The organism is Riemerella anatipestifer, assembly GCF_009670965.2.
In the GTDB taxonomy this organism is placed as follows: Bacteria; Bacteroidota; Bacteroidia; order Flavobacteriales; family Weeksellaceae; genus Riemerella; species Riemerella anatipestifer_B.
Genome location: NZ_CP073239.1, coordinates 353342 through 377517, shown reverse-complemented (window position 1 = coordinate 377517; position 24176 = coordinate 353342). Strand labels below are relative to the sequence as shown.

Below are 24176 nucleotides of genomic sequence, written 5' to 3'. Positions count from 1 at the left end.
TAAATAATTAAATATCAATTAATTTTAAATTTAGAAATGAAAACAAGACTAATTGCCCCATCTTTACTTTCCGCTGACTTTGGTAATCTCCAAAGAGATATAGAAATGCTTAACCGTAGCCAAGCCGATTGGTTTCATGTAGATGTGATGGATGGTAGGTTTGTGCCTAATATATCTTTCGGTTTCCCTATAATGAAAACGATAAAGGAGCACGCTAAAAAGTTTGTAGATGTGCATCTTATGATTGTAGAGCCAGAGAAATATGTGGAAGAATTTATTGATAGCGGAGCTGATTTGGTTTCGGTGCATTATGAGGCGTGTACTCATTTACATCGAACAATTAAACTAATACAAAGTAAGGGAGCTAAAGCAGGAGTAGTGCTTAATCCATCTACACCTGTAAGCGTATTAGAGGATATTATAGGGGAGGTAGATTTAGTATTGTTGATGAGTGTTAATCCAGGGTTCGGTGGACAGAAATTTATAGAAAACACCTACAAAAAAATAAAGCAAACTAAAGATTTAATTTTAGACCAAAATGCTACAGCTTTAATCCAAATAGATGGCGGAGTAAATACAGACAATGCTTCTAAGCTGTTTGAGGCAGGCGCTGATGTTCTTGTTGCAGGAAATGCAGTCTTCTCGGCGGAAAATCCAGAAAGTATAATAGAACTTCTTAAAAGTTAAGGAATAGTATAGTTAAGCAATTTTTTATTTGTAATAATTTATCAAATACACTTAAAAATGAGTAAAGAAATAAAATTGATAGTTTTAGGTTTACTAGTTTTAGTATGGAGCAATTCTTTTGCACAAAATGAATATTATAGGGTAAATGGAAAACATCCTATAGATAAATCTCAATATTCTAAACTGAAAGAACTTTACTTAAAAGAAGGGAAAATTGAAGAGTTTTTGCTAAAAACAGAAACAAAAAAGGATTCCGTAATTAACTACATTAAGATAGATATTGTGAGCACAAATCCTGACGGAATAGATCCCTATGGTGAAACGAAGAAATTTATTGGGAAAAAATTTCCAATAGAAAAATTTAAGGATGAAAATTCAGAATTCTTTTTAAAGGAAAATCTTATTGGAAAGCCTACATTGATTAATTTTTGGTTTACTAGATGTCCTCCCTGCATTGAAGAAATTCCAGCCTTACGAAAGATTAAAGAAAAATTTGGCGATAGGGTTAATTTCATAAGTATAACGTTTGAAAATCAAAAATCAGTCGATAATTTTATTAAAAAATATAATTATGATTACAAACATATTCCAAATTCTAAAAGCCAAATTGATGATTTAGGAATTAGTGCTTATCCTACCAACATGATTTTGGATAAAAATGGAATTATTAAAATTGTAAGTGGGGAAATAACTGAATATGAAGCTAAAGAAATAGAAACAATTCTAAATATATTACTCTAGAATTCGCTATAAATGAAAATATTTAAGCCGTTTCAATCAATTTTGAAACGGCTTTTTTTAGATTTATTTTGAGTTTACAGAATCTATATTTTGTTGAGCGTTAGCTTGATTTATAGAATCTATTTTTTCAACTGGGATTTCTCTAGGAGTTTCTTCTTGGTTGTTTTTGTTAATTTGTTTCCAAACAAACCAGCCCATAAGCAGAAGAAGGATTAGCGGGAGAAGCCATTTCCATACAGAAACTTCTTTAACGTCTTCGCCTGTTTTTTCTTCTACCTTTTCTTTTAAGTTATCCAACTTGTTAGAAGCACTTTCTTTGAAATCAGAAAAACCTTTTTTAATTGAATCCGAAGTTTCAGATAACTTTTCGGAAGCATTGTCTTTAAACTGTGCAAGTTTTTCTTTAGACTCATCTAACTTTTCAGAAAATCCATCTTTAATGTCCGAAACTTTATCTTGAATATTTTCAGTTAAGGTAGCTTTAGCCTCTTCTGTTTTGTTTTCTAGATTTCCAAGTCCTATAGCACCTAATGAGAAACCTACAGGAACAAGATTAGATATATTAGTTTTCTCTTTATTTAAAAGAGTTTCAAGTCCATTACTGTCTAAATTTTGGTCTTTTGCATATCTTCCTATGGTTGCTAAAGAAGTTAGTGAGGTAAATCCTAAAAGAGCATCGGCAGAAGATTCTTTAATCCCTGCAAAAGAGGAAATCCCAGAAGTGATACTTTTTATTTTATCCCCAAAAACCATGGTTAGTAATTTGCTAAGTAGTTCGTTGGCAAAAGAACTTTCTTGGCTTAGTTTAGATAAAGTGTTAGTATCTGCTAATTGTGTAATTTCTTGTAAAAGAGATGATTTGTCGGACTGAGATACAATCCCACCTAATACAGCTGGGATAAGTGCATTGGTGGCTTTAGAAACAGCTTCTTCTTTTTCGCCTAATTGAGAGGCAAGTTGGCTAGTGACACCGTGTCCGAATTGCCCTTTAATGAGCTCTATAATGTTGATTGACATAATTTTAAATTTTTAATAGGTTAATAATTAGTAGGCTTTAGCAAAAAGCACTCTTTGTTTAGATGGTTTTCCTGAAATCATAGAAACGCCCTCTTCTTTTTCTCCCTCTAGAGGAATGCAACGGATAGTAGCTTTAGTTTCTTCTTTTATTCTTTCTTCTTCTTCTTCCGTTCCGTCCCAGTGTGCTAAAATAAAGCCTCCTTTGGTTTCTAAAACTTCTTTAAATTCTTCGTAAGAATCAACTTTAGTGATGTTTTCGTCTCTAAATTTAAGAGCCTTGTTATAAATGGCCTTTTGGATTTCTTCTAAAAGTTCTTGGATATAAATTTCTATATTATCTAAAGGTTTAACTTCTTTAGAAAGGGTATCTCTTCTAGCTATTTCTACTGTTTTATTTTCTAAATCTCTTGCTCCTATTGCTATTCTTACAGGGACACCTTTCATCTCATATTCTGCGAACTTCCAACCTGGCTTTTGGGTGTCTCTATTATCATATTTTACAGAAATGCCTAAGGCTTTTAGTTTAGATTGTAGTTCGTAGGCTACTTCATCTATTTGTTTAAGCTGTTCTTCGCCTTTAAATATAGGTACAATAACTACTTGTATAGGTGCTAAAGATGGTGGAAGTACTAGACCGTTGTCATCAGAGTGAGACATGATTAAAGCACCCATAAGCCTTGTTGAAACGCCCCAAGAAGTTGCCCAAGCATACTCTATTTTGCCTTCCTTATTAGTGAATTTAACATCAAATGCTTTAGCAAAGTTTTGACCCAAAAAGTGAGAAGTTCCTGCTTGTAAAGCTTTTCCGTCTTGCATAAGAGCTTCGATGCAGTAAGTCTCTTCTGCTCCTGCAAATCTTTCACTAGGCGATTTTATTCCTCTTACTACAGGTACAGCCATAAAATTTTCAGCAAAATCAGCATAAATATTTAGCATTTGCTCTGTTTCTGCAATAGCTTCTTCTTTTGTAGCGTGGGCGGTGTGACCTTCTTGCCATAAAAATTCGGCAGTTCTTAGGAAAAGCCTTGTTCTCATCTCCCATCTTACCACATTAGCCCATTGGTTAATTAGGATAGGTAAATCTCTGTAAGATTGTACCCAGTTTTTATAAGTATTCCAAATAATAGCCTCAGAAGTAGGTCTTACAATAAGTTCTTCCTCTAGTTTAGCCTCAGGATCTACCATAAGTTTTTGTGGATTTTCAGGGTCTGTTTTTAGACGGTAGTGGGTTACTACAGCACATTCTTTGGCAAAACCTTCTGCATTTTTTTCCTCCGCTTCAAAAAGACTTTTAGGAACAAAAATAGGGAAGTAAGCATTTTCGTGACCAGTTTCTTTAAATTTTTTATCTAGTTCGTCACGCATTTTTTCCCAAATAGCATAGCCATAGGGTTTAATTACCATACAGCCTCTTACACCTGAGTTTTCGGCTAAATCAGCCTTCACTACCAACTCATTATACCATTTGCTATAATCCTCGCTTCTTGATGTTAATTTTGCCATAAATTTACTTTTAACTTTTATTTTATAATTTTGTAGGTGTATCTAGTTAAATGGCTAAATAACACCTAAGTTATGATTTGTAATTTGAGAGATTTTTTTGGTATAGTTTTAGCTATATCCACCTCAATTCAAGCACAAAGATAAATAAAACCTACATAAGATTATGAAAAAAATAGATTATAATTTCTTAAAAAGAAAATGGGCTGTTAGACTAGCATTAGCCACTTCTGTTAGTTTTTTGTTGACCTCTTGTGGAGCACAAATGGGAGGCTATACAGAGACTGATGGTGTTTACTATGATCCAAGTAAAGATGTAATTCCGGAAGGGGTAGTTGTGAATGACCGTAATAATGTAGGAGATTACTACGACTATAGTAATGATTATAGAGTGGTAGAAAACTCTAGACAATTACAGCAAAATCAAAATAACAAATATCAAGAATGGACGGATACTCCTGTACAATCCGATTCAGATTGGGGTGCCTTTGCAGGAGTTGAAAGACGCTATACTGGCTGGGGCTGGAATACACCTTTCTGGGGAACAGGCTTTGGCTGGGATCCTTATTGGGGAGGTTTTGGCGGCTGGAATAGCTGGAATATGGGCTTTGGTTGGAGTTCAGGCTGGGGTTGGAATATGGGCTTCGGCATGGGCTGGGGGTCAGGCTGGAACAGATGGGGTTGGGGAAATCCTTATTGGGGTGGAAGATTTGGTTGGAACCCTTACTGGGGAACAGGCTGGGGCAACCCATATTGGGGTGGTTATGGTGTATGGGGAAATCCTTATTGGGGAGTAGCGCCTCGTCAGTACAACTATAGAAGAAGTGGTGTAGACAGTATTACTAGATATAATAACGGAGGGTTTAATAACCCAATTTATAGAAATCCAAATAGTAATAGTAATTCAGGAAGAAACTTTGGCGGATTTAGAGACTCAGGCTTTGGAAGAGGAGACAATAGGATTAACCGTAATAACAGTAATAATGGCTACTCAATGCCTCAAACAAGAACATTAAGAAGATCTGAGCCGAACTATAATTATCAGGATAGAGGAATGACACCTCGTACACAATCTATACCAAGAAACGATGGATTTAGAAACAATTCTGGCTGGGGCGGAGGTTCCAATAGAAGTGGCGGCTTTGGTTCTGGTAGCTCAGGAGGTGGTATGAGATCAGGGGGAGGTTTTAGAACAGGTGGTTTTAGATAGTTTAATTTAATTGAATGCTAAAAAATAAAAATAAGATAATGAATAAGAAGATATTTTCAATATTAGGGCTGTCTGTTGGAGCTTTATTTTACTCTCAAGATGTTTCTGTAATTAGGAATACGGTAGATGTTTATTCTGATACACAACCTAATGGTTCTGCAAAATACATGGGTATGGCAGGAGCAATGGGAGCAATGGGAGGAGATGCTTCTTCTATAAATGTTAACCCTGCAGGTATAGCTGTTAATATTGTGGGTGAATTTTCTGGAACGCTTAATGCTTTGGGAAATAAAAATACCTCAACTCTAGCAAATAAATCTTATGATGAAGTTTATAAGAAAACTAATTTAGGACATTTAGGAGGGGTTGTTGTAATGCAAACTAGCAATAATTCTAAATGGAAGTTTATTAGCCTAGGGTTTAATTATAGTGCTAAGGATGTTGATAGTTATATCAGAACTCCTGAAAATCACACTATAAATGAAGCTATAGATTATACAGATAGTAATGGTAATTCGCAAACGGATTTACTACTTTACGATGGGCATGCTTATAATAGAGTAGGGCATACTTCAAAATTATCCTTCGCATTTGGTGGTAATTACGACCATAAGTGGTATGTAGGTGGTGGAGTGCACTTCCATTCAGCAAATATAGAGCAAGGAGATTTTTTTAGAATGCAGTCTCAAACGGCAGGTACTAAGGGGCTATACCAAAAACAAGATACTCCTTTTCAAGAATCTTCCGGAGGGGTAGCAATTTCAGCAGGGGTTATAGGTAAAATAGATAAAAACTTTCGTGTAGGTTTAGCACTAGAGTCTCCTACTTGGTGGAATATAGAGAGGGCTTATAACTATTATGGATTTGATAATAATGGAGTTATGGGAACGGCGTTGGGAAATGAGAATAGAAGGTTGAGTACTCCAATGAAAGCTACTCTGAGTGGTGCTTATATAGCTAACAAGAATTTTGCAGTAAATGTGGATTATACTTTAGGTGTTACAAAACCCCAGTATAATGTACAGGGAGATGCAGAGAAGCAATTAAATGAGTTTTTTAACAAAGTGTATTCTAATACTTCTGAGTTAAGATTGGGTGCAGAATACAGGTTAGATAACTGGAGATTTAGAGGAGGTTATGCATATCAATCTAATCCTTTCTCTACTTCGTCTTTAAGTGTTATTGATCCAACAAGTAATTTATATTCTGATAGAACATTTAGTAATTTATATCTTTCAAATAGACAGACTTTAGGTCTGGGACTAGGGTATAATTTTAAATCTTTCTATGTAGATGCGGCCTATCAGAATGCAAGTTCTAAGTTTGCTAATCCATTTTATGCGGGAGATTACGCTTCTCCAGTGGAGAATAGTGTGTTTAACGAAGGAGATGGTGTAACACAGAAGAGAAGTATTGTTTCTGATGTTAAAACAGTAAGAAATAACTTTGTGTTTACTGTCGGTTGGAGATTTTAAAAAAAGTTACATTTAAATAGAAATAGAGAGGCTACTTATAATTGAGTAGTCTCTCTATTTTTTTTGCTGGATTAGATATTTTTTATAATTTTGTTAGACTTATCTAACTTTTGTTTGAGTGATGAAAAAATACTTCAAAGATAGAATGTGGAAAAAAGAGCGTTCTGGTAATTCTTTGTCAGAATCGTTTTCTAGTATTGAGGTACCTAAAGATGCAGGTTTTTGGAAGAAATTTTTAGCATTTGTAGGTCCAGGGCTTATGGTAGCGGTAGGCTATATGGATCCAGGTAACTGGGCAACAGGCATTGCAGGCGGTGCTAAGTTTGGATATACTTTACTATCAGTAATTCTTATATCTAATCTTTTTGCGATGTTATTACAGCATTTGTCTTTAAAGTTAGGTATTGTTGCCGAAAGAGATTTGGCTCAAGCTTGTAGAGATAGTTATTCTCGACCTGTTAATTTTCTACTTTGGATTTTTGCTGAAATAGCCATTGCGGCTACAGATCTTGCGGAAGTGATAGGTGCAGCCATAGCTCTTAATCTTTTGTTTGGGTTACCACTTACTGTTGGGATAGCTATTACTGTGATAGATGTTTTTATTATTTTGATACTTCAAGCTAAAGGTTTTAGATGGTTAGAAAGTGTTGTGGGTGGTTTGATAGCAATTATCTTCTTTTGTTTTCTATACGAAATAGTGGTAAGTAATCCTGAGTGGTTTCCTATATTGAAGGGTTTAGTTCCGCAGAAAGAAATTGTATTTAATCCAAGTATGCTCTATATAGCAATAGGTATTTTAGGAGCTACTGTAATGCCTCATAACTTGTACTTGCATAGCAGTATTGTACAGACTAGAAACTATTCTAGAGATGATAAGGGGAAGAGGGAAGCTATTAAATTCGCTACTTTGGATAGTAATATTTCTTTGTTGTTAGCATTTTTAATCAATGCGGCTATACTTATTATTTCATCGGCGGCATTTCATCACACAGGCTATCAAGATGTTGCTGACATTACAGACGCTCATCAACTTTTGTCTCCAATTTTAGGAACGAGCCTCGCTAGTATTGTGTTTGCTATAGCTTTGTTGGCTTCTGGGCAAAACTCAACCCTTACAGGCACTTTGGCTGGGCAGATTGTAATGGAGGGTTTTCTCAATATTAAATTAAAACCTTGGTTAAGACGATTGATTACAAGATTGATAGCTGTAATACCAGCGTTGATAGTCGCTACTATCTATGGTGAAAAAGGAACTACTGACCTTTTAATATTAAGTCAAGTTATACTTTCCTTACAGTTGAGTTTTGCAGTAGTACCGCTGGTAATGCTAACTAATAATAAACTTAAGATGGGAGCATTTGCTAATCAAGGTTTTTTGAAATACACCGCTATCATCATTAGTTTTATCATTATTGTACTGAATATTTATTTGGTTTATACCGAAATAGGTTAGAGTAAGTTTCTTAGGTCTGTCAATTTGTCCTAAATCTTAATTTGGCAATATCTTTGACAATATTTGAGTAATAAAACCAAAAAAGAATGGAAGATAATAAAGATTTGCACGAAGAAAAACTTAATGTTTCTGAAGAAAGCCTAAACGAAGAAACTCAAAATATAAATATTGACAGCGAAGAAAATCTGACAAAAGAACCTACAACGGAAGAACTTTTGGCAGAGGAGAAAGACCGTTACATTCGTCTATATGCTGAGTTTGAAAACTATAAGAAAAGAACTTCTAAAGAGCGAATGGAGTTTTTCCAATATGCTAATCAGGATATGATGGTGAGTATGCTCGCTATTTTAGATGATTTTGAAAGAGCCTTAAAAGAAATAGCAAAAACAGGTAAAGAAGAAGACTTAAAAGGAGTAGAACTTATCTATCAAAAATTCAAAAATAAACTGGTAGAAAAAGGATTAAAGCCTATAGAGGTAAATGTAGGAGACAACTTTAATGTAGATTTCCACGAAGCTATTACCCAAATACCAGCTCCTACCGAAGATTTAAAAGGTAAAATTGTAGATGTAATAGAGTCTGGATATATGCTGTACGATAGAGTCATTAGATTTACTAAAGTAGTTACAGGGCAATAAATCTTACATTATAAATGAAACTTTCATTTATTATAAAACTAAAATAAATAATGTCAAAAAGAGATTACTACGAGATATTAGGGGTAGAAAAAAATGCAACGGCAGACGCTATTAAAAAAGCTTACCGAAGACAAGCACTTAAATATCACCCCGATAAAAATCCAGGAGATAAAGAGGCTGAGGAAAAATTTAAAGAAGCAGCGGAAGCCTACGAAGTTCTTAGCGATGAGAATAAGAGAGCTAGATATGACCAATATGGTCATGCGGGAGTAGGTGGTAGCGGAGGCTTCGGTGGTGGAGGCTTCGGCGGCGGTATGAATATGGAAGATATTTTCAGTCAGTTTGGAGATATCTTTGGAGGTCATTTTGGAGGTTTCGGCGGTGGAGCTAGGAGACAAGAGTCTAGAGGTACTAACCTTAGAGTTCGTATCAAGCTAAGCCTAGAGGAGATGATGAATGGAACACAGAAAACCATCAAAATCAAAAAAATGAAACTTGCCACTGGGGTAACTTCTAAGACTTGCCCTACTTGTAACGGTAATGGTGTCCAAATGAAAGTGATGAACACAATGTTTGGACAAATGCAAACGCAAACCACTTGTGGGGCGTGTAATGGCATCGGTAAGGTAGCAGATAAAATACCAGCGGGAGCAAATGCTCAAGGGCTTATTAAGGCTGATGAAGAAGTGAGTATCAATATCCCTGCTGGAGCTAGAGATGGTATACAACTAAGTGTAAGAGGTAAAGGTAACGACGCTCCTTTCGGCGGAACTCCAGGGGATTTGCTTGTGGTGGTAGAGGAAGAGGAAGATGTAAACATCAAGAGAGAAGGAGATAACCTTCACCAAGAGTTATACATTTCTTTCGCAGAAGCAGCGTTGGGTACTTCTAAAGAAATCCCAGTAGTAGGTGGCAAGGTTAAAATAAAGGTGGATGCAGGTACGCAATCAGGTAAGATTTTACGACTTGCAGGTAAAGGGCTTCCTAGTATAGATAGCTATGGTAGGGGAGATATGTTTGTACACATCAATGTATGGACGCCACAAAACCTTACAAAGGAACAAAAAGAGTTTTTTGAAAAACAGCTGAGCAGTGGCGAAATGAAAGCTGAACCTTCAGGGAAAGAAAAAACATTCTTTGATAAGGTGAGAGATTTGTTTAACTAGAATTATAATAATGATAAAAAGAGACTTTTAAAAGTCTCTTTTTTTATGAGCTATTAGGATAATTTTAACAAAAACTCTTTTCTTTGTACTAACTAAAATAAAAATATAAAAATGCTTAGAGCAGAACATATTACAAAAACCTATGATGCAGGCAGAAAAGTAGCTTTGTCTGACTTTAGTATAGAAGTCCCTACGGGAAGCATCTGCGGGCTGTTAGGACCTAACGGAGCAGGTAAGACTTCTTTTATTAGAATTATCAATCAGATTACTCAAGCGGATAGTGGTAAAGTTTTTATAGATAACGAAATTTTAAGCCCTCATCATATCAAGACTATTGGCTATATGCCAGAAGAAAGAGGCCTTTATAAAAATATGACGGTGGGCGACCAAATTCTTTATTTTGGAGAGCTTAAAGGTATGTCTAAAAATGAGGCACTTACTCAAGCTAAATATTGGTTTGAACGCCTAAACATAGACCAATGGTGGAAAAAGAAACTCTCCGAGCTTTCAAAGGGTATGGCACAGAAAATACAGTTTGTGGTAACGGTGTTGCATCGTCCTAAATTACTTATTTTAGATGAGCCTTTCTCTGGGTTTGACCCTGTAAACGCTAATCTCATCAAAGACCAAATCATCAATCTTAAAAATAACGGGACAACCATCATACTTTCTACACATAGAATGGAAAGCGTGGAAGAAATGTGCGATTATGTAGCGTTGGTTAATCATTCAAAAAAAATCTTAGACGGAAAAGTGTTTGAAGTAAGAGAGCGTTTCAAACAAAATGTTTACGAAGTCGTACTCGCTCACTCTAACTCTGAATTGTTGGAAAGCTTTAAGTCGGAATTTTCGCCTTCTGATTGGCAAGAAAAAGATGGACTTATTAGTTTTAATCTAAAATATCAAGGCGAACAAAACCAGCTGTTGTCAAAGCTAATGCCGTTAGGAAGCATTAGAAGTTTTAATGAGAAAATACCTAGTATGAACGAAGTGTTCATTACTGCTGTACAAAACTAATATCGTATGAAAAATATTATTATCATAACCAAAAGAGAATTTCTTACTCAGGTTAAAAAGAAATCTTTTATTGTACTCACTTTGCTAGCTCCAATTTTAATGATAGTTTTCGGGGCTGTTATAGGATTGATGTTTAAAGCTAACGAAACGGAATATCAGTTTTCTGTCATAGATAAAAGTGGGGTGTTTGAAAACCGAATGAAAGCTCCACAAGATGTTTCCCTTGTGTATGCATCTCCTAACACCGAGGCATCTTTGAAGGAAGGATTAAAGACTTCTGAAGCTATTGATGGAGTGTTGATTATTCCACCTATGCAAGAACAAGATTATGAAGCTTTACAGAATCAAGCTCAGCTATTGGTAAACAAAAAAATAGGTTTTGATGTAAGGAAAGCCTTAGCATCTTCTATGTCGGAAGTCATTAAGAAAGAAAAAATAAAAGTACTTGGAATCACCGAAACTCAAGTTAACGACTTAGATAAATCTTTTGAACTTAAAACCACCAATGTTTTAGATAATCATCAGCAGGACGATAGCCTTGCGTTTGGAGTGAAGTCTGGGTTAAGTATGTTATTGATGTACGCTACTTTTATGTTTATTTTGATTTATGGAGTAAGGGTAATGCGTAGCGTTTTGGAAGAAAAAAATAATCGTGTGGTAGAGATTATTATTTCTTCGGTTAAACCGTTTGATTTAATGATGGGTAAAATCTTAGGGGTTACTTTAGTGGCGCTTACTCAGTTTGTTATATGGATAGGAATGGCGGTAACAGCGGCAGTATTTTTTAATCAAAGTTTTAGCCCAATGTCTACTGGAAACACTTTGGAACAAATGGAAAATATACAGGAGGTAGTGGCTCATATATCTCATACTTTGTTGGAACTCAATTATGGGCTTATTATTGGGGTGTTTCTTGTGTTTTTCCTTTTAGGCTATATTTTTTATAGTTCTATTTATGCTGCTATTGGTTCTGCGGTGGATAACGATACCGAAACTCAACAGTTTACTTTATTTGTAACCATTCCTTTGATGTTGGGGCTTTATGGTAGCATTTCTATTATGAATAATCCAGATGGACCTATGGGCTTTTGGCTTTCTATGATTCCGTTAACTTCTCCAGTAGCTATGATTGCAAGGATACCCTTTGGAGTGTCTATTTGGGAGTTGGTATTGTCGGTTGCGTTATTATTTATTACTACATTACTGATGGTCTTTATTGCTGCAAAAATATACCGTGTAGGCATACTAATGCACGGTAATAAAGCAACTCTAAAAGAACTTTGGAAGTGGATTAGACATTCGTAAGTATTGGGAGTAATTATTATAAAAAGCCGAGAGAATATTTTTTCTTTCGGCTTTTTGTTTAAAGTTAATATTTGAAATGAATGAGGTGTGGGAGTGTATTTTTTTAGAAATTTTAATATCAATAATTTTTTGTAAATTCGCACTAAATTTTTAATCAATGAATTACGATATTATAGTTATAGGGAGTGGTCCTGGTGGTTATGTAACAGCCATTAGAGCAGCACAATTAGGTTTCAAAACAGCTATTGTAGAAAAGGAAAACTTAGGAGGTATCTGCCTTAACTGGGGGTGTATTCCTACAAAGGCATTATTGAAATCTGCACAAGTGTTTAAGTATATCAACCATGCAGAAGATTTCGGTCTTAATAAAGTAGAAGCTAGTTTTGAATTTCCTAATGTAATTCAGAGAAGTCGTGGTGTAGCGAGTAAGATGAGCAAAGGGATTGAATTCCTTATGAAAAAGAATAAGATAGATGTTATATTCGGTACTGCTAAAGTTCAAAAAGGTAAAAAAGTTTTAGTGGAAAAAGATGGTGCTACAAAAGAATATTCTGCAGAGCACATCATCTTGGCAACAGGAGCTCGTTCTAGAGAGCTTCCAAACCTTCCTCAAGACGGCAAAAAAGTAATTGGGTATAGACAAGCACTTTCTTTACCAGAACAGCCTAAATCTATGATAGTGGTAGGTTCTGGGGCTATCGGAGTAGAGTTTGCATATTTCTACGCTACTATGGGGACTAAAGTAACTATTGTAGAGTTTATGCCAAACATCGTACCTGTGGAGGACGAGGAGGTTTCTAAACATTTAGAAAAATCTCTTAAGAAAGCGGGTATAGAGGTAATGACTAACGCTTCTGTAGAGTCTGTGGATACTTCTGGTAACGGTGTTAAAGCTAATGTAAAAACAGCTAAAGGTAACGTAACATTAGAGGCTGATGTGGTACTTTCAGCAGTTGGTATTACAGCTAATATTGAAAACATAGGACTAGAAGAAGTTGGAATTAAAACAGATAAAGGTAGAGTTTTAGTAAATGAATGGTATCAAACTTCAGTGCCAGGTTATTATGCGATAGGAGATATTATTCCTACTCAAGCCTTGGCTCATGTGGCTTCTGCGGAAGGAATCACTTGTGTGGAAAAAATCAAAGGGCTACATACAGAAACTATAGACTATGGTAATATTCCAGGGTGTACATACTGCCTTCCTGAAATAGCATCAGTTGGTCTTACCGAAAAACAAGCCAAAGAGAAAGGCTATGATATCAAGGTAGGGAAATTCCCATTCTCAGCTAGTGGAAAAGCGACTGCAAACGGAGATACAGATGGTTTTGTAAAAGTAATTTTTGATGCTAAATATGGTGAGTGGTTAGGCTGTCATATGATAGGTAATGGCGTTACCGAAATGATAGCAGAGGCCGTAGTTGCTAGAAAATTAGAAACTACAGGGCATGAGATTTTGAAATCTGTTCACCCACACCCTACATTGTCAGAAGCGGTTATGGAGGCTGTAGCAGCGGCTTATGGTGAGGTAATACATATTTAATTTAGAATTATAATCTTGTTTTTAAATATAAAACTCCTAGATTTTATGTCTAGGAGTTTTTATTTTTAATAAAGCTACTATTGGCTGATTTTATGACCTTAAAAATTTATTTTTAGGATTTTATTATTAACAATAGTTTAGGTTCAACTTTAAAAATCCTTATTTTTGCAATCTAAAGAATTAGCATTGAAACATACGAATCATTTAATGTTGGTAGATAACCTCTCTCCTCAGCAACCTATAGGCGTGTTTGATTCTGGTGTGGGAGGACTTACTGTAGCCAAAGAAATCAAAAGGCAAATGCCTCACGAAAATATCATTTATTTTGGGGATACCAAACATTTACCTTATGGAGATAAATCTAAAGAAGCTATCGTTAGATTTTCAGAAAAAATAGCTGAGTTTTTACTAGAGCAAAACTGTAAAGCCATTGTAATCGCTTGTAATTCTGCTACGGCTAATGCACTGAAAGAGGTTAAAGAATTGGTAGGGGATAGAGCTATTGTTTTTGATGTGGTTAATCCTGTTGCAGAGAAAATAGCTTATGAAATCCATACTAATGTGGGTGTTATAGCAACTAAAGCTACTGTAAATGCAGGGATTTATAAGAAAAGTATCAGACGCTTTAATAAATTTATCAAGGTAGATGAACTAGCCACACCACTTTTAGTTCCAGCAATAGAAGAAGGTTTTAAGAATCACCCTATTACTCATTCTATTTTGTATCATTATTTGAGTAATAGTAAGCTAAAGAACATTGAAACACTGATTTTAGGGTGTACACACTATCCACTATTATTAGAGGAAATTAAGCAATATTATGGCAGTAGAGTAAGAGTGATTGATTCGCCTAGTATTGTGGCTAATTACATTAAAATCTCTTTAGAAAAACACCACTTACTTAATTCTGAACAGAAAACAACAGAGATGAAGTTTTACCTTTCTGATTTAACCAAAAACTTTGAAAAAATATCTAAAAAGTTTTTTGGGAAGAGTATAGATTTAGAACTTAAAGTACTTTAAAATAATAAATACCTAATCCGAATTTTATAAGCTTTTACAAACGGTGTCTATCTACAATCGCAGTATGGATATGTCTTTTGTGTATTCTATCGCTCAGGGAGAAAAGGCTATGCTGGATAATTTTAAAAAAAATTGTAGGGATTGTATCTATTCCGATAGCTATAAAAGCCTATCCTTGGTTAAAGGCTTTACAAGAAAGTATTTCTCTAATTAGCTATTTGTGCACGGTAGATGATGTGATGAAGCTCACGGACAAACTATTCGACTTTAGAGGTCCTGTGGTAATCTCCGAAGTGCATGATGAAGTTTATATAAATCAACGTCTTAATTTATATAATAACATTATACCGGTACCTGTAAAAGACTCTAGTTATGATAGTAATAGCGGTGATTCTGCTTTGAGAAGATTTCTAGAGTTAAAGACAGTTGTAGCAGGGCATATTAAAAATATAAAAGAACCAACTATTGAAATAGAATGAAAACGACTATCTATTACATCAGCATCTTTATTCTTGTTATCTCCTGTCAAGAGAGAAAGAAAAATCAAGATTTAGGATTTATCGAAACCAAGCCATTTTCTAAAAATAATTATTATAAGTATGATAATGGTTTTTTTAGAAACAAGCCACAAGATATAGATTCTTTTCGTTCTTACATTTATACGATTGTAGAACCTTTAGAAGAGGATGAAAATTTACCCAAAAGAATTTTTGGTATAATAAGGCGACACAAGTGGAAAAAAAGCATCAACTATTTTGATAAGGAATTAAAAGGTAAAAATTTATCGTATTTAGAGATAAATAATAAAATTGTTTTTAGAAATTTTTATTTTGAATACAGACTTGATTCTGATTTTGATAAATTTACTAATTTAGAGAGTTTTACAAAATATTTAAAATCAAAAAATCTAGATTATAAAGTTATAAAATCTAGAAAAATAAATTCAATAAATACACTTGATACTGATGAAATTGACATTGAAATTCAAAAAAAGTTCTACAAAGTTATTTTGAATGAAAGATTAGGTGTGAGTTACCTTTTTTACGACAGAAAAGATACTGTAAATTTTGATGTATATCGAACTAATTTAATTGATTTTTTTAGATAAATCGTTTATATTATAATTATAAATAAAAATAGCGACCGTTAATCAGGTCGCTATTTTGTTTTATTTCTGTAGAAGCATTGCAGCTTCTTTTGCTGCATAGGTGAAAATCATATCAGCTCCGGCTCTCTTAAAGCAAGTAAGGCTTTCGATTAAGACTTTATCATTATCTAGCCAGCCATTCTGCGAAGCGGCTTTTAGCATAGCATACTCTCCACTTACTTGATACACGGCAATAGGAACATCTATTAGCTCTCTAACTTTAGAAACGATATCTAAGTAAGGCATACCTGGTTTTATCATAATAATATCAGCCCCTTCTTCTACATCTTTAATTACCTCGTTTATAGCTTCTCTAGTATTATGAAAATCCATTTGATAAGTTTTTTTATCCTTAGGAATATTTGCAGTTTCCTTCGGAGCACTATCCAACGCACTTCTGAAAGGTCCATAAAAATAACTAGCATATTTAGCCGCATAAGACAAAATACCTACATTATGAAATCCATTTTCCTCTAATCCTTCTCTTATAGCCATTACTCTACCGTCCATCATATCACTTGGAGCTACAATATCTGCTCCAGCTTCGGCTTGTGAAATAGACATTTTAACCAAGGCCTCCACCGTAGCATCATTATCCACCACACCATTGGTTACAATACCATCGTGTCCGTAGATGGAATAAGGGTCTAAAGCGACATCAGGCATTACTACCATTTCTGGAACTGCGTCCTTAATAGCTCGTATAGTGTTTTGCATCAACCCATTAGGATTCCACGCTTCCTTTCCTGTGTTATCTTTAAGATGGTCTGAAACCTTCATATAGATATTAACTGCTTTTACGCCTAGAGAAAATAGTTCTTTGCATTCTTCCACCGTCAAATCTATACTTCTACGATAGATGCCTGGCATAGATGAAATAGCTTCTTGTCTTTTTTCTCCTTCCATCACAAACATAGGCATTACAAAATCTGATGCAGAAAGATGGCTTTCTCTCACAAGACTTCTAAAACTGTCGTTTTGTCTTAACCTTCTATTTCTTGAATATATAATCATTTTTGGAATTGTATTTGTTGTGCAAATTTAACAAGACTTTAGCAGAATTAAATCTTGTAAGCTGATTTTATTTTAGATATATTTGTAAATATTTTTAAATCAATACTATGAAACAATTTTTATTCTCTATATTTTTATCAATTGCATTTTTTGGATTACCTTCTATAATGAAGGCTCAGAATGTGAGAGATTATATCAATAATCAACAAAAATCTGATGATGTTCTTGTGGTAGCTTACCCTAACCCAGCTAAAGATTTCATTGTATTAAAAACTAAAAATCCATCAACAAGGGTTAAAAGTGTTACTTTTTACTCTATAGTTGGAGCTCAGGTGATGGAGGTTTTTCCTAATTCAAATTATGTTGAAATTAGATTAGACAAGCTTATATACGGTAAGTATCTTATAAAATATACTCTAAGTGATAATACTCAACAGGTTACACAAATTATAAAACAGTAAATTTTGTGTTGGTTAGTTCAAAAAAAAATACTACTTTTGCCAACTAATTATTAACAGGGACGAGATCCCATAAAATCAATATTTTATGTCAGTAAAAATTAGATTACAAAGACACGGTAAAAAAGGAAAACCGTTTTACCACATCGTGGTTGCAGATTCTAGAGCTAAAAGAGATGGTAGATTCATCCAAAAACTAGGAACTTACAACCCAATTACTAACCCAGCTACTATTGATTTAGATGTAAATGCAGCGGTAGATTGGTTAAACAAAGGAGCTCAGCCTACGGATACCGCTAGAGCTATCTTATCGTACAAAGGTGCTCTTTACAAGAAACACTTACTTGGAGGAGTAGCTAAAGGTGCTTTTGATGAAGCTGAAGCAGAGAAGAGATTCAATGCTTGGTTAGAAGAAAAAGAAGCTAAAGTACAAGGTAAAAAAGAAAACTTAGCTAAATCTAAAGAAGAAGCTAAGAAAGCGGCACTAGAAGCTGAGCAAAAAGTAAGCGAGGCTAGACTAAATGCTAGAAAAGAAGCTGAAGCTACTGCAGAACCAGCAGAAGAAGTTGCTGAAGAAAGTACAGAAGCTCCTGCAACTGAAGGAAACGAAGCAGAAGCTTAAGAATTAAAATTTAATCATGCGAAAGGAGGATTGCTATTTTCTTGGAAAAATCACTCGTAAGCATGGTCTTTCGGGGAATGTTATCTTGAAGTTAGATACAGACCAACCCGAATTCTACAACAAATTGGAATCAATATTCGTTGAAATCAACGGGTTATTGGTTCCTTTTTTTATAGAAAAACAGCAGTGGCAAAAATCAGACTCTAAAATCATTACTTTTAAAAATGTGTCGGATGCTATGGTAGAACAAGCACTGGGTAAAAGTGTTTTTTTACCACTTTCTACTTTACCTCCGCTAGACGGTAACCAATTCTATTACCACGAAGTAATAGGTTTTGACATCTTTGACGAATCTGAAAACTTCTGTGGTTCAATCAAAGAGATTAACGACCAAACCACACAACACTATTTTATTCTTAATAATCAAGGTAAGGAAGTTATCATTCCTATTATCAAAGATTGGATTCTGAAGGTTAATAGAGATGAAAAAGTAATTTCTATGCAATTGCCAGAAGGACTTCTAGAAGTATTTGAGGTATAAGTCTTCTATTATTATTACGATATTATTGCGTTTTTCCTTAATATTTCCTAGTGGCTTAAGTTAAAATCACTACTTTTGTAGTAGATTTTGTGTTTATAATCTTCTATGTAGGTTTTTACAATTTACACGTTCAAAAGAATAGGTTTTTAATGATGACTAATACTGAAAAAGAATTACTAAAGTTAGGGAAGCTACTCCCTGTAATGGAGCATTTCTATACAATACAAGGCGAAGGTGCACATACGGGCAAAGCGGCATATTTTATTCGTTTAGGAGGTTGTGATGTTGGTTGTCATTGGTGTGATGTTAAAGAAAGTTGGGATCCTAACTTGCATCCTTTAATGGACGCAGAAGAAGTAGCCCAAATAGCAGCAAACCATTCTAAAACCATTGTTTTGACAGGTGGAGAGCCACTTATGTGGAATTTAGAAATACTTACAAAAAAATTAAAAGACTTAGGTTGCACTATACACATAGAAACTTCTGGTGCTTATGAAATGACTGGGCATATAGACTGGGTTTGCCTTTCTCCTAAGAAAACAGGTTTGCCTAAAGAAAGTATATATGCAAAGGCAAATGAGTTAAAAGTAATTGTTTTCAATAATCACGATTTTAAGTTTGCTGAAGAACAAGCCTCTAAAGTTTCTCAAAATTGTAAATTTTATCTCCAAAGCGAATGGAGTAAAAGAGATGAAATGTATCCTAAAATAACCGATTATATTTTAGAAAATCCTAAATGGCAGGCTTCGGTACAAACGCACAAATATCTTAATATCCCATAGTATACGAATGCAGAATATCCGCTATTCTAGATATTTAAAATTTTTATTTATAGGAGCAGATGTTTTTGCTATAATTACTTGTTTTTATATACTTTTCCCTAATAAAGAAGGAGAATGGCTGTGGAGAACTGAAAGCCTTATTTTCTTGTCTATTGTTTGTGTATTTTGGGGATTATTAAGTGGTTACACTCGTTTGTATCATGTGCCTCGCACACTTACCTATACACTTCATTTAGAGAGGATTTTAAAACATACTTTGTTTTTCTTTTTAGGAATATGGATGCTGGAGTTATTGTCTACAAAAGTAAATTTCAGTCAAAATGAATTAACTTTTTGGGGATATTTCTTGATTTTGATATTATCATTTAAGTCGTTTACTTTTTTTCTTCTTAAATATTATAGAAGTCTAGGTAAAAATCACAGAAATGTGATGTTTTTTTCAGATGATAATCTTTCTACCATTTTAAAACAAACTCTTCTAGAGCGTAAGGATTATGGCTATAAAGTATATAGTTTTAATGGAAATATCACTGAGCAAGAGCTTACTCTTTTTTGGAAAATCAATGGCATAGATACATTATTTTTATCTTCAGAAAATGAAACTCATCAAATAAAAAAAATACTAAAACTAGCAGAAATACATAAAGTTAATGTAAATCTTGTACCTAACACCTTTAACCAAAGTTTTTTTAACTACCATCTTCAATATTTTGGAGTATCGCCTGTGCTTATTCCAGAAAGATATCCGCTAAGTTTTGTTAGTAATCAAATAATTAAAAGGTTATTTGATATTTTATTTTCAATTTTAGTATTGGTGTTTGTGGGTATTTGGCTTTTCCCTATTATCTCATTTTTTATTTGGTTAGAAAGCGGTAGTCCTATCTTATTTATACAAAAAAGATATGGTTATCGGGCGAAAGTCTTCCAATGTTTTAAATTCAGAACAATGGTTGATGACTATCAATCTTGTGAGAAAAGAGTTACAAAAGTGGGAAGGTTTCTTAGAAAAACCAGCCTTGATGAGATGCCTCAATTTATAAATGTTCTATTCGGGGATATGTCTGTGGTAGGTCCACGCCCTCATATGCTTTCTGTAGATGATTTTTATAAATCTCAGATAGAACAATACAGTACACGAAGTTTAGTAAAACCAGGGATAACAGGGTTAGCTCAAGTAAATGGTTTGAGAGGTGATGGTGGAGAAAATCTAGATGAAAAGATGAAAAAAAGGCTACTAGCCGATGTTTTTTATATTAAAAATTGGAGCATAAGTTTAGATATCGTAATTATATTAAAAACCATTTTTTTGATTATCAGAGGAGACGAAAATGCTCAGTAGTTACTGAAAATATCAATTAAAAATATTAACTTCGCAGAATGTTAAAGTTGTCAAAAAGAATGCTTACCTCTGTGGGAGAATATGTTTTGTTACTAGGAAAAGTAATAAAACGCCCGCAGAAACATAATATTTTTTTTAAACTCTTGATGAGAGAGATTAACGATTTAGGCGTTAACTCTTTTGGTTTGGTATTATTTACTTCCATATTTGTGGGGGCTGTAGTCGCAATACAAATGTATAATAACTTTAAGGCATCTACCATTCCCATTCCACTGTACTTTATAGGTTATGCTACTAAGGTAGTACTTATTTTAGAGTTTTCACCTACTATCATTAGCCTTATTTTGGCAGGTAAAGTAGGGTCTTATATAGCGTCTAGTATAGGAACGATGAGAGTAACGGAGCAGATAGATGCTTTAGATATTATGGGTGTTAATTCCCCTAACTTTTTGATTCTTCCAAAGATAGTAGCCAATGTTATTTTTAACCCATTACTCATAGCCATTAGTATTGTTTTTGGTATTTATGGAGGCTATTTAGCAGGTGTTGCTACGGGTAATTGGACAGAAGCCGACTATATTACAGGTATACAAAGATATATCCCAGACTATTTTATATGGTATGCCTTTTTTAAAACGGTGGTGTTTGCGTTCCTTATTGCTACAATTCCAGCTTATTTTGGTTATAATGTAAAAGGAGGGTCTTTAGAAGTAGGTAGAGCTAGTACCCAGGCGGTAGTTTGGACTATGGTGGCAATTATTATTGCCGAACTTGTATCAACCCAATTATTTTTAAGCTAATGATTGAAGTTAAAGATTTAAGAAAAAGTTTTAATGATGTAGAGGTTCTCAAAGGGATTACTACTACTTTTGAAACAGGAAAAATAAACCTTGTCATTGGTCAATCGGGTTCTGGTAAGACAGTATTTTTGAAGTGTTTACTCAATGTTTTTGATCCTTCTTCAGGAGATATTTTATTTGATGGAAGGAATTTAAGCATTATGGGACGAACGGAGAAACAAGAAATTCGTTCTGAGATAGGAACAGTGTTCCAAGGAAGTGCTTTATTTGACTCTATGACGGTAGAAGAAAATATATCTTTCCCTTTGGATATGTTTACTAATCTTACTTATACCGAAAAAAGAAAAAGAGTAAAGGAAGTAATTGGAAGAGTTCATTTAGAAAATGCTAACACCAAATTTCCTTCCGAAATATCAGGCGGAATGCAAAAACGAGTGGCAATCGCTAGAGCAATTGTAAACAATCCAAAATATCTCTTTTGTGACGAACCAAATTCTGGTTTAGACCCTAACACCGCCATTGTGATAGATGAGCTTATAAAAGAAATTACAGAGGAATATAATACGACGACGATTATTAACACTCACGATATGAACTCTGTACTTACTATAGGTGAGAAAATAGTTTATTTAAGAAAAGGTGTTAAAGAGTGGGAAGGTAACAAAGACCTTATTATCAAAGCAGAAAATGAACATTTGATAGATTTTGTTTATTCTTCGGCTTTGTTTAAGCAAGTAAGGGAAACAATGTTAAGAAATAATCAAACTAATTTATAAAAATAAAACATTATGAAAAAAGTATTCGTAGGTTTAGCTATTGCAGCTTCATCTTTGATGATGGGGCAAGTGAGTTTTGGGGTAAGAGCTAACGCATTACTTAACGCTAGTTCTCCAAGCTGGTCAGATTTAAAGGATAACATTTCTGAATCATTAAATACTAAAGGTAATAACATTACAGGTTTTAACATTGGTTTATCTGCTAAAATTAATTTACCTATTACTTCATTATTTTTAATGCCAGAGGTTTACTATACACAATTTGGTAGCAAAACATCTTTAGGTGATTTAGAATTAAAAGCTAAAAGTGATAGACTAGATGTCCCTGTTTTAGTAGGTTATAACATTTTGGGCGAAAAACTAAGCTTATTTACAGGACCTGTAGCTTCTTATAACTTGACTTCAGAGCAAACTTTTAAAGATTTTAAAGAGAATATTTCTAAAACATTTACAGTAGGCTATCAGATAGGTGCTAATGTAAGAGTATCCGATTTCGTTTTCAATGCTCGTTACGAAGGAGCTTTCTCTAAAGATCAAAGAGATTTTATAAGAACAGTATCTAGTAGTACAGATGAAGTGGTAAGATATGACAACCGTCCTAGCTTCTTTATTGTAGGTTTAGGTTATCAGTTTTAATACACACCTTTTTATTTTTTTTAATAAGAAACAAAAAAATACTCAGAGATTAACTCTGAGTATTTTTGTTGTAAGTATTTTGTTGTGCGGCTAATTCTGCAGCTTGTCTTTCTATTTCAATTTTCTCTTTCTGTAGTCGCTCAAATTCTTTTCTTTTAGCAGCTTCTCTCACGGCACTACCTTTGCTAATGTATCCTATAACCCCACCAATAATGAGACCGATACCGATACCGCCCAAAACTCCTATAAGATGAGAAAGCTCTATTTTAAAGTCAGTTGTGAAATAAAATAAAAGAGCAGCGACAGTTAAAAGTATAATTCCTACAGTTGTTAAACTTTTCATAATCAAAGTGAATTTATTTACTTCCCAAAGATAAGAAAATTAACTCGAATAACTATATTTTACCTCCTGCAGTTTTATAATATTCTAACGCTTTAGGTAAATGTAGCTGTATATCAGCTCTTCTGTGTTCAGGGTTTGGGTGGGTAGATAGAAACTCTGGTTGTCTAGAAGCACTTCCTCCAGATGCAGACTCCATTCTTTGCCAGAAAGGCTGAGCTTCTCTTGGGTCATAACCAGCCATAGCCATAATGTATAAGCCCATCTCGTCAGCTTCTAACTCTTGTTTTCTTCCATAAGCAAGTTGTGCTGCCTGAGAACCTAGAGGATAAGCTACCGAGAATACTTGTCTTAAAGCTTGATTTTTTATACTTGCTCCAGCTACCATGCCTAAGCCCTGTGCTACCATTGCTGATGATATTCTTTCGTTTCCATGTCCTGCTAATGCATGAGCTACTTCGTGACCCATAACTACTGCTACCCCTGTTTCGTTTTTACATATAGGCATTATTCCAGTGTAGAAAGCTACCTTTCCACCAGGCATACACCAAGCATTTAGTTGTTTATCATCTATTAAATTAAATTCCCACTGATACGATGCTAAATCTCCTTCTCTTCCGATTGAACGGTAATAATTCTCTGCAGCATTTTTAATTCTTAATCCTACATTTTTCACTTGTCTAGCCTCTGTAGTTCCTGATATAACTTTGGCTTTTGATAGTGTAGATTGGTACTGTTCTAACGACATGCTAGCCAGTTGGCTATTATCCATAAATTGGAAAGATTTTCTTCCTGTAAGAGGATTGGTAGCACATGCTACTAATCCTAAAGTTAAGACACTCGCTCCTAATAAAGTTTTAATTTTCATAGGTGTTGTTTTGATAAATTATTGTAGTGCAAAATAAACAATTATTATTCCAAAATTGAGGATAAATTGATGCTTTGT

At 34.3% G+C, this 24176-nt stretch carries 26 protein-coding genes; 21 read left to right on the top strand and 5 right to left on the bottom strand.

All coding sequences use genetic code 11. The features are described from left to right. Positions 1-36 precede the first annotated feature (36 nt). Both rpe and D1J36_RS01750 read left to right on the top strand, forming a co-directional pair. Entirely contained in the window at positions 37-687 is a 651-nt protein-coding gene (gene rpe, locus D1J36_RS01755) for a ribulose-phosphate 3-epimerase (protein WP_154137211.1), read from the top strand. 57 nt (positions 688-744) lie between these two features. Further along, complete coding sequence (locus D1J36_RS01750; protein WP_080985989.1) at positions 745-1428, top strand: TlpA family protein disulfide reductase; 684 nt, start codon at positions 745-747, stop codon at positions 1426-1428. A 63-nt stretch (positions 1429-1491) separates the two neighbouring features. Here D1J36_RS01750 and D1J36_RS01745 read toward each other — a convergent pair whose 3' ends face one another. Together D1J36_RS01745 and proS are read right to left on the bottom strand one after the other, a co-directional pair. Next, positions 1492-2445, bottom strand: coding sequence for a DUF937 domain-containing protein (locus D1J36_RS01745; protein WP_154137210.1), 954 nt, complete (start codon positions 2443-2445; stop codon positions 1492-1494). A 27-nt stretch (positions 2446-2472) separates the two neighbouring features. After that, complete coding sequence (gene proS, locus D1J36_RS01740; RefSeq protein WP_154137209.1) at positions 2473-3948, bottom strand: proline--tRNA ligase; 1476 nt, start codon at positions 3946-3948, stop codon at positions 2473-2475. A 163-nt stretch (positions 3949-4111) separates the two neighbouring features. Here proS and D1J36_RS01735 point away from each other — a divergent pair, with 163 nt between their 5' ends. The 11 genes from D1J36_RS01735 (at position 4112) to D1J36_RS01685 (ending at position 15883) form a co-directional block, all read left to right on the top strand. Continuing rightward, a complete protein-coding gene (locus D1J36_RS01735; protein ID WP_154137208.1) occupies positions 4112-5155 on the top strand; it encodes a Vitellogenin II precursor in 1044 nt (347 codons plus the stop codon). 38 nt (positions 5156-5193) lie between these two features. Further along, on the top strand, positions 5194-6630 hold the full coding sequence (locus tag D1J36_RS01730) for an OmpP1/FadL family transporter (RefSeq protein ID WP_154137207.1): 1437 nt from the start codon (positions 5194-5196) through the stop codon (positions 6628-6630). Between the two features lie 121 nt (positions 6631-6751). After that, positions 6752-8083 carry an Nramp family divalent metal transporter gene (locus D1J36_RS01725; protein ID WP_154137206.1) on the top strand — a complete coding sequence of 444 codons (1332 nt, stop codon included), beginning with the start codon at positions 6752-6754 and terminating at the stop codon, positions 8081-8083. Between the two features lie 86 nt (positions 8084-8169). After that, positions 8170-8721 carry a nucleotide exchange factor GrpE gene (locus tag D1J36_RS01720; RefSeq protein WP_154137205.1) on the top strand — a complete coding sequence of 184 codons (552 nt, stop codon included), beginning with the start codon at positions 8170-8172 and terminating at the stop codon, positions 8719-8721. Positions 8722-8771: 50 nt separating this feature from the next. Continuing rightward, positions 8772-9887: a molecular chaperone DnaJ gene (gene dnaJ / locus D1J36_RS01715; RefSeq protein ID WP_154137204.1), complete on the top strand. Its 1116-nt coding sequence runs from the start codon at positions 8772-8774 to the stop codon at positions 9885-9887. Positions 9888-9998: 111 nt separating this feature from the next. Next, positions 9999-10904 (top strand): ABC transporter ATP-binding protein, encoded by a 906-nt coding sequence (locus D1J36_RS01710; protein ID WP_154137203.1) that lies wholly within the window; start codon positions 9999-10001, stop codon positions 10902-10904. A gap of 6 nt (positions 10905-10910) precedes the next feature. Then, positions 10911-12209, top strand: coding sequence for an ABC transporter permease (locus tag D1J36_RS01705; RefSeq protein ID WP_154137202.1), 1299 nt, complete (start codon positions 10911-10913; stop codon positions 12207-12209). A gap of 157 nt (positions 12210-12366) precedes the next feature. Continuing rightward, positions 12367-13752 (top strand): dihydrolipoyl dehydrogenase, encoded by a 1386-nt coding sequence (gene lpdA / locus D1J36_RS01700; protein ID WP_004918449.1) that lies wholly within the window; start codon positions 12367-12369, stop codon positions 13750-13752. Positions 13753-13959: 207 nt separating this feature from the next. Beyond that, a complete protein-coding gene (gene murI, locus D1J36_RS01695) occupies positions 13960-14775 on the top strand; it encodes a glutamate racemase (RefSeq protein ID WP_154137299.1) in 816 nt (271 codons plus the stop codon). Between the two features lie 218 nt (positions 14776-14993). Further along, the gene (locus tag D1J36_RS01690) at positions 14994-15254 is read left to right on the top strand and encodes a hypothetical protein (protein WP_154137201.1); all 261 of its coding nucleotides are present in this window, start codon (positions 14994-14996) and stop codon (positions 15252-15254) included. Then, positions 15251-15883 carry a hypothetical protein gene (locus D1J36_RS01685; RefSeq protein WP_154137200.1) on the top strand — a complete coding sequence of 211 codons (633 nt, stop codon included), beginning with the start codon at positions 15251-15253 and terminating at the stop codon, positions 15881-15883. The genes D1J36_RS01690 and D1J36_RS01685 overlap by 4 nt, the downstream gene beginning before the upstream one ends. A 60-nt stretch (positions 15884-15943) precedes the next feature. Here D1J36_RS01685 and hemB read toward each other — a convergent pair whose 3' ends face one another. Continuing rightward, entirely contained in the window at positions 15944-16936 is a 993-nt protein-coding gene (gene hemB / locus D1J36_RS01680; RefSeq protein ID WP_154137199.1) for a porphobilinogen synthase, read from the bottom strand. A 107-nt stretch (positions 16937-17043) separates the two neighbouring features. On the opposite strand from hemB, the gene D1J36_RS01675 reads away from it, so the two are divergent. The 8 genes from D1J36_RS01675 to D1J36_RS01640 all read left to right on the top strand — a co-directional run bounded on the left by D1J36_RS01675 (position 17044) and on the right by D1J36_RS01640 (position 22890). Beyond that, on the top strand, positions 17044-17397 hold the full coding sequence (locus D1J36_RS01675; protein ID WP_154137198.1) for a T9SS type A sorting domain-containing protein: 354 nt from the start codon (positions 17044-17046) through the stop codon (positions 17395-17397). Between the two features lie 85 nt (positions 17398-17482). Further along, positions 17483-18016: a 30S ribosomal protein S16 gene (locus D1J36_RS01670; protein ID WP_154137197.1), complete on the top strand. Its 534-nt coding sequence runs from the start codon at positions 17483-17485 to the stop codon at positions 18014-18016. A gap of 16 nt (positions 18017-18032) precedes the next feature. Further along, entirely contained in the window at positions 18033-18557 is a 525-nt protein-coding gene (gene rimM, locus D1J36_RS01665) for a ribosome maturation factor RimM (protein ID WP_154137196.1), read from the top strand. A gap of 149 nt (positions 18558-18706) precedes the next feature. After that, positions 18707-19339, top strand: coding sequence for a 7-carboxy-7-deazaguanine synthase QueE (locus D1J36_RS01660; protein ID WP_154137195.1), 633 nt, complete (start codon positions 18707-18709; stop codon positions 19337-19339). 7 nt (positions 19340-19346) lie between these two features. After that, on the top strand, positions 19347-20678 hold the full coding sequence (locus tag D1J36_RS01655; protein WP_154137194.1) for an exopolysaccharide biosynthesis polyprenyl glycosylphosphotransferase: 1332 nt from the start codon (positions 19347-19349) through the stop codon (positions 20676-20678). A 38-nt stretch (positions 20679-20716) separates the two neighbouring features. Further along, the gene (locus D1J36_RS01650) at positions 20717-21478 is read left to right on the top strand and encodes an MlaE family ABC transporter permease (RefSeq protein WP_013446861.1); all 762 of its coding nucleotides are present in this window, start codon (positions 20717-20719) and stop codon (positions 21476-21478) included. Beyond that, complete coding sequence (locus D1J36_RS01645) at positions 21478-22254, top strand: multidrug efflux ABC transporter ATP-binding subunit RanA (protein WP_004918725.1); 777 nt, start codon at positions 21478-21480, stop codon at positions 22252-22254. The genes D1J36_RS01650 and D1J36_RS01645 overlap by 1 nt, the downstream gene beginning before the upstream one ends. Before the next feature lie 12 nt (positions 22255-22266). Further along, entirely contained in the window at positions 22267-22890 is a 624-nt protein-coding gene (locus tag D1J36_RS01640) for an outer membrane beta-barrel protein (RefSeq protein WP_154137193.1), read from the top strand. A 49-nt stretch (positions 22891-22939) separates the two neighbouring features. On the opposite strand, the gene D1J36_RS01635 is transcribed toward D1J36_RS01640, so the two are convergent. Both D1J36_RS01635 and D1J36_RS01630 read right to left on the bottom strand, forming a co-directional pair. Further along, positions 22940-23233 (bottom strand): hypothetical protein, encoded by a 294-nt coding sequence (locus D1J36_RS01635; RefSeq protein WP_154137192.1) that lies wholly within the window; start codon positions 23231-23233, stop codon positions 22940-22942. Between the two features lie 52 nt (positions 23234-23285). Next, positions 23286-24098 (bottom strand): M48 family metallopeptidase, encoded by an 813-nt coding sequence (locus D1J36_RS01630; RefSeq protein ID WP_154137191.1) that lies wholly within the window; start codon positions 24096-24098, stop codon positions 23286-23288. Positions 24099-24176: the final 78 nt, after the last annotated feature.

Bases quoted from the DNA above. Each gene is read 5' to 3' on its own strand.
- rpe (WP_154137211.1), top strand. From the start codon at position 37: ATGAAAACAAGACTAATTGCCCCATCTTTACTTTCCGCTGACTTTGGT.
- D1J36_RS01750 (WP_080985989.1), top strand. From the start codon at position 745: ATGAGTAAAGAAATAAAATTGATAGTTTTAGGTTTACTAGTTTTAGTA.
- D1J36_RS01745 (WP_154137210.1), bottom strand. From the start codon at position 2,445: ATGTCAATCAACATTATAGAGCTCATTAAAGGGCAATTCGGACACGGT.
- proS (WP_154137209.1), bottom strand. From the start codon at position 3,948: ATGGCAAAATTAACATCAAGAAGCGAGGATTATAGCAAATGGTATAAT.
- D1J36_RS01735 (WP_154137208.1), top strand. From the start codon at position 4,112: ATGAAAAAAATAGATTATAATTTCTTAAAAAGAAAATGGGCTGTTAGA.
- D1J36_RS01730 (WP_154137207.1), top strand. From the start codon at position 5,194: ATGAATAAGAAGATATTTTCAATATTAGGGCTGTCTGTTGGAGCTTTA.
- D1J36_RS01725 (WP_154137206.1), top strand. From the start codon at position 6,752: ATGAAAAAATACTTCAAAGATAGAATGTGGAAAAAAGAGCGTTCTGGT.
- D1J36_RS01720 (WP_154137205.1), top strand. From the start codon at position 8,170: ATGGAAGATAATAAAGATTTGCACGAAGAAAAACTTAATGTTTCTGAA.
- dnaJ (WP_154137204.1), top strand. From the start codon at position 8,772: ATGTCAAAAAGAGATTACTACGAGATATTAGGGGTAGAAAAAAATGCA.
- D1J36_RS01710 (WP_154137203.1), top strand. From the start codon at position 9,999: ATGCTTAGAGCAGAACATATTACAAAAACCTATGATGCAGGCAGAAAA.
- D1J36_RS01705 (WP_154137202.1), top strand. From the start codon at position 10,911: ATGAAAAATATTATTATCATAACCAAAAGAGAATTTCTTACTCAGGTT.
- lpdA (WP_004918449.1), top strand. From the start codon at position 12,367: ATGAATTACGATATTATAGTTATAGGGAGTGGTCCTGGTGGTTATGTA.
- murI (WP_154137299.1), top strand. From the start codon at position 13,960: ATGTTGGTAGATAACCTCTCTCCTCAGCAACCTATAGGCGTGTTTGAT.
- D1J36_RS01685 (WP_154137200.1), top strand. From the start codon at position 15,251: ATGAAAACGACTATCTATTACATCAGCATCTTTATTCTTGTTATCTCC.
- hemB (WP_154137199.1), bottom strand. From the start codon at position 16,936: ATGATTATATATTCAAGAAATAGAAGGTTAAGACAAAACGACAGTTTT.
- D1J36_RS01675 (WP_154137198.1), top strand. From the start codon at position 17,044: ATGAAACAATTTTTATTCTCTATATTTTTATCAATTGCATTTTTTGGA.
- D1J36_RS01670 (WP_154137197.1), top strand. From the start codon at position 17,483: ATGTCAGTAAAAATTAGATTACAAAGACACGGTAAAAAAGGAAAACCG.
- rimM (WP_154137196.1), top strand. From the start codon at position 18,033: ATGCGAAAGGAGGATTGCTATTTTCTTGGAAAAATCACTCGTAAGCAT.
- D1J36_RS01660 (WP_154137195.1), top strand. From the start codon at position 18,707: ATGATGACTAATACTGAAAAAGAATTACTAAAGTTAGGGAAGCTACTC.
- D1J36_RS01655 (WP_154137194.1), top strand. From the start codon at position 19,347: ATGCAGAATATCCGCTATTCTAGATATTTAAAATTTTTATTTATAGGA.
- D1J36_RS01650 (WP_013446861.1), top strand. From the start codon at position 20,717: ATGTTAAAGTTGTCAAAAAGAATGCTTACCTCTGTGGGAGAATATGTT.
- D1J36_RS01645 (WP_004918725.1), top strand. From the start codon at position 21,478: ATGATTGAAGTTAAAGATTTAAGAAAAAGTTTTAATGATGTAGAGGTT.
- D1J36_RS01640 (WP_154137193.1), top strand. From the start codon at position 22,267: ATGAAAAAAGTATTCGTAGGTTTAGCTATTGCAGCTTCATCTTTGATG.
- D1J36_RS01635 (WP_154137192.1), bottom strand. From the start codon at position 23,233: ATGAAAAGTTTAACAACTGTAGGAATTATACTTTTAACTGTCGCTGCT.
- D1J36_RS01630 (WP_154137191.1), bottom strand. From the start codon at position 24,098: ATGAAAATTAAAACTTTATTAGGAGCGAGTGTCTTAACTTTAGGATTA.